The sequence below is a fragment of the Phormidesmis priestleyi ULC007 genome (assembly GCF_003003695.1).
Taxonomy (GTDB): domain Bacteria; phylum Cyanobacteriota; class Cyanobacteriia; order Leptolyngbyales; family Leptolyngbyaceae; genus Phormidesmis_A; species Phormidesmis_A priestleyi_A.
This window is the reverse complement of the sequence record NZ_PVWG01000096.1, coordinates 1-3,317: the sequence shown is the minus strand read 5'-3', so window position 1 is coordinate 3,317 and position 3,317 is coordinate 1. Positions and strand designations below refer to the sequence as shown.

The following is a 3,317-nucleotide window of genomic DNA, read 5'->3' as shown; positions in this document are numbered from 1 at the left end:
CAAGAAAAAGGCGATGGCGCTTGGATTTGACCTCGTTGCTAAACCTGCTCTCCCGGAGTGTGTTTCTTAGGAGTTAACGGTGTTGGCGATTGCTTCCCCAGCAAAAGGTAAGCCCAATGTCGTTAAGGATACATTTGCCAAAAGCTCTGAGAAAGTGATATTGACCCGATCAGTATGACGCAGGTAGGCATCCTGTAATTGCTTTCGCACGGGAACGAGTTCCTGTGGAAGTTCCAGGTCTTCCTGAAAGATGGCTTCTCCTGCCTGATCAATCTGCCAACCCTGACTAGTGAACCATTGCATTGCTTCAGCCGGAGCCTTCCAAGTCTGCTCAACCTGAGCTTGCTGGTGTAATAAGCTAGCGATTTCTGCCAGCTTAACTAGAGGTGACCAACATACTTTCGCTTTTGCTCGTAGCCCCCAGAAGCCTTCGGCATGTGCCTGATAATGGTTAACCTGGCTATTGAGATAGTCCACCAGTTGGGCAAAGTTCTCACTTTGAGTGAGGCGATCGCACTCTGTCTGAAAAAAAGTCTGTTCTGAAATGGGAGAAGACAGGGGTACAGGCAGCGTATCCAGATTTTTTGCCCAGACTTGGAGTGTGGTTTGAGCGCCGGCTTTGAGTGCCAATGTCTCAAAGGACTCCATTCGATCGACTTGTTTCTGCCATTGGGTTAAGAGTTTAAGAGCGAGTTCTTGCTGAGGTGTAGCAGAAATGATTCGATCCTGTTCTTTGGGAGGTGATTGGGGACATTTGACCGCAGCTTCAGTTACCAGAAGGGTGGCAAGGGCTTGAATTCTCCAGTTTTCAGGCTTATCAGCTTGAGGTTCAGGTAGCCCAAAATCTTCGACAACCCGGCGCACAAATACTCCAAATCGGTTGTTTGCTTTCAAATTGTCAAAGCTAAGACTCGGAGTTGCCAAAATTTCCGAAACGCGATCGTCGTTGATCAGCGTTTCCTTGGCATTGCCAGGAGTTAATTCTTTCCAGGCAGACTTAGGATAGTCTAGCCACTCTTTTGCGTGGGCAGGCAGGATTGGGTTTAGTTCAACCAAGGCATCGGAGGGGATGTCTACTCCATATTGGGATAGGGCTTCTGGCAGGCTGAGTTGCTTGACCTCTTCTGCCTGAAGCTCAAAGACCTTGAAGTAGGTGATTTCGTCTTGTCGAACTGGGAGCCAGACGACACGGGGAGCACGAGGAGTTTTGTAGAAGCGATCGCGCAATATAAGTTCGTGAACATCCTCTGCCCAAAGCTCAAATGTGTTGTCTGTTGCTGCCTCCTGTAGCAAATCTTTCCAAACCCGTTGAGGATCACACCAAACCAGTAAAGGTGGCTGAGCACTTTTGTGTTGGAGCACTTGCTGAATTTCCTGGCGAATCCAGGAGCGGAGGCTGTCAGTAGCAATCATTCTCAAAATAGGCTAGCAAGGTTTTCACAGTATATCTACCTTCGTATCTATCTTCCACCAACCGGGTTGGGGGAGCTTGCCTTCTCGACACCAGCGGCGTTCGTCGGCTCGCCATTCAGCGCGATCGCCAATTGCCTTGTTCACATCTTTTGCAGCGAGGACATCGTTGGCTAGAAGTCCGCTGCGTTGTAGGGGGGCAATGTTGACGCGAACGCCGTCGTTGAGGTCAGGGGTGTAGGTGCTTTCCTGGGCGATGAACTCGGCAATAGGTTGAGGGGGAGTGCGGCGATCGTCCAGACTAGAAATCTGGTCGTATATGGGTTGGGTGGCTAACCAAGGTTCCCAAGTTTCGGAGTCGGGGCATTTCCAGGCTTCGATGGCTTTGCGAATCGCGTTGCCTTTTTCAGTGATGGCTTTGATGGTGGCTTTCCAGGTTTTGATGTCGGCTTTGAGGGTTGCAAGTCGAACCGTAACTTTGGTGCGGCGTTGATCAGCTTTCTGGGTTCCCAGTTGTGTGATTTCTTCTTTGAGTGCTTTTGCCTCGGTTTCGGCTTCCTTAATTTGCTGCTTTAGGGGTGCAATTAGGGTTTGATTGAATTTTGACCACCATTCTGAGCAAGCCAGATTGAGAGTTTTGCTGAGCATGGCTTTGGCATGTTGGCAGATGTGTTTTGCCAGATCAGATGCGGTGGGGTCTTGCTCTAAGTCTTCTGCATTGAGGGGAGGAAAGCCAACTTGGGAGCAGTGGTGGTCGAGGTGGCTGAAGGCGGTTTCGATCCACTGGGGGAAGTCGTCGTGAAGCTCGGTGGCAGTAGCAGCCGTTTTCCAGGTGGAGAGGGGATTGGTCTGGATGACTGACATCAGTTTACGGAGCCAGTGGGCTTTGAGGCAGAGGGTTGCATCATCGATCGCCAGTTGGCGCAGACGAGGCTTGAGGAAATCGGGTCCAAAGCCAATGGTGCTGACTTCGTAGAGGCTAACTTCGAGGGTTTTGAGTTCTTCGATCCAGTTAGGGAGGTGAAGGATGCGGGCGGATTGATCGCCGGAACGCTGCTCTTGGGATCTGGCTTCCAGGTTGCGGAGTTCGGTTTCGTAGCTCTGGCGGAGGATGCCGACATATTGGCTGCGGAGCTTGGGCAGGAGGTCGGCATCGAGTTTGTGGTGGTAGAGCAGGCAGGAGAATGCGGGGTTTGATCGATTACTGCGGCTTCCTGTGATGGGGGAGGACTCGATTTGCCATGCGATCGGGCGTTTTTTGAATTGGGAGCTGTGGCGTTTGAAGAAGGCACTACTGAGCTATTTTTCTAGACTGATGCCAACGATTTCTTCAAATTCGGCAGCGATGATAGCAACGGTGTGGTTGGGAAATTCGGCACCAATGCGCTCCCGAACTCGGTCGCCTAATGCTTGTTTATTGGTTCCTTTATTAATGGGAATGACACCATCCTGATATGCCCAGGCTGGAACAGGTTCGCCCGCCTCAATTTGCTTATGCCATTGATGACCTATCATGTTCAAAATTAGAACTGTAAAACGATCTTGCTGAACGTCTTGATGTAGTTCTGTTCTTAAATTAGAATTACCACCAAACTCAATATCTTCAAAAGCTGTTTCATACGGAAGCTGAAAATTTATCTCTGCCTCATTTAACTCAAAAATTCGATAAATCAAATCCGAGATATTTTTTTTGATTTGTATGAATTCTTCTTCGAGCCTAACTCGATTTTCAACTGATATCAACACTTCGGACAAATTTAGGCGGCGATAATGCCGTAGTCACAAAGGGTTGAATAGTTGGGGTGGGATTTAATCAAGGTTGGCTCCAAGTCTAAGGTGGCAATAAAGCGCTCGAGAAGATGCTGATTGAGCGCCCGTCGCTTCACCGTTGCCATCGAGAACGGAAT

The 3,317-nt window shown here is 49.5% G+C and carries 4 protein-coding genes; 1 reads left to right on the top strand and 3 read right to left on the bottom strand.

Translation table 11 applies throughout. The features are described 5' to 3' along the window. Positions 1–66: 66 nt before the first annotated feature. Together C7B65_RS26685 and C7B65_RS28205 are read right to left on the bottom strand one after the other, a co-directional pair. The gene (locus tag C7B65_RS26685; RefSeq protein WP_073075343.1) at positions 67–1,413 is read right to left on the bottom strand and encodes a hypothetical protein; all 1,347 of its coding nucleotides are present in this window, start codon (positions 1,411–1,413) and stop codon (positions 67–69) included. Between the two features lie 24 nt (positions 1,414–1,437). Then, on the bottom strand, positions 1,438–2,274 hold the full coding sequence (locus C7B65_RS28205; RefSeq protein ID WP_073075342.1) for a hypothetical protein: 837 nt from the start codon (positions 2,272–2,274) through the stop codon (positions 1,438–1,440). A gap of 15 nt (positions 2,275–2,289) precedes the next feature. Between C7B65_RS28205 and C7B65_RS26680 the strand changes: the two genes are divergently transcribed. Then, positions 2,290–2,607 (top strand): hypothetical protein, encoded by a 318-nt coding sequence (locus C7B65_RS26680; protein ID WP_073075341.1) that lies wholly within the window; start codon positions 2,290–2,292, stop codon positions 2,605–2,607. Between the two features lie 102 nt (positions 2,608–2,709). Here the strand turns inward: C7B65_RS26680 and C7B65_RS26675 are convergent, their stop codons facing one another. Then, positions 2,710–3,153, bottom strand: coding sequence for a hypothetical protein (locus C7B65_RS26675; RefSeq protein WP_143162136.1), 444 nt, complete (start codon positions 3,151–3,153; stop codon positions 2,710–2,712). Positions 3,154–3,317: the final 164 nt, after the last annotated feature.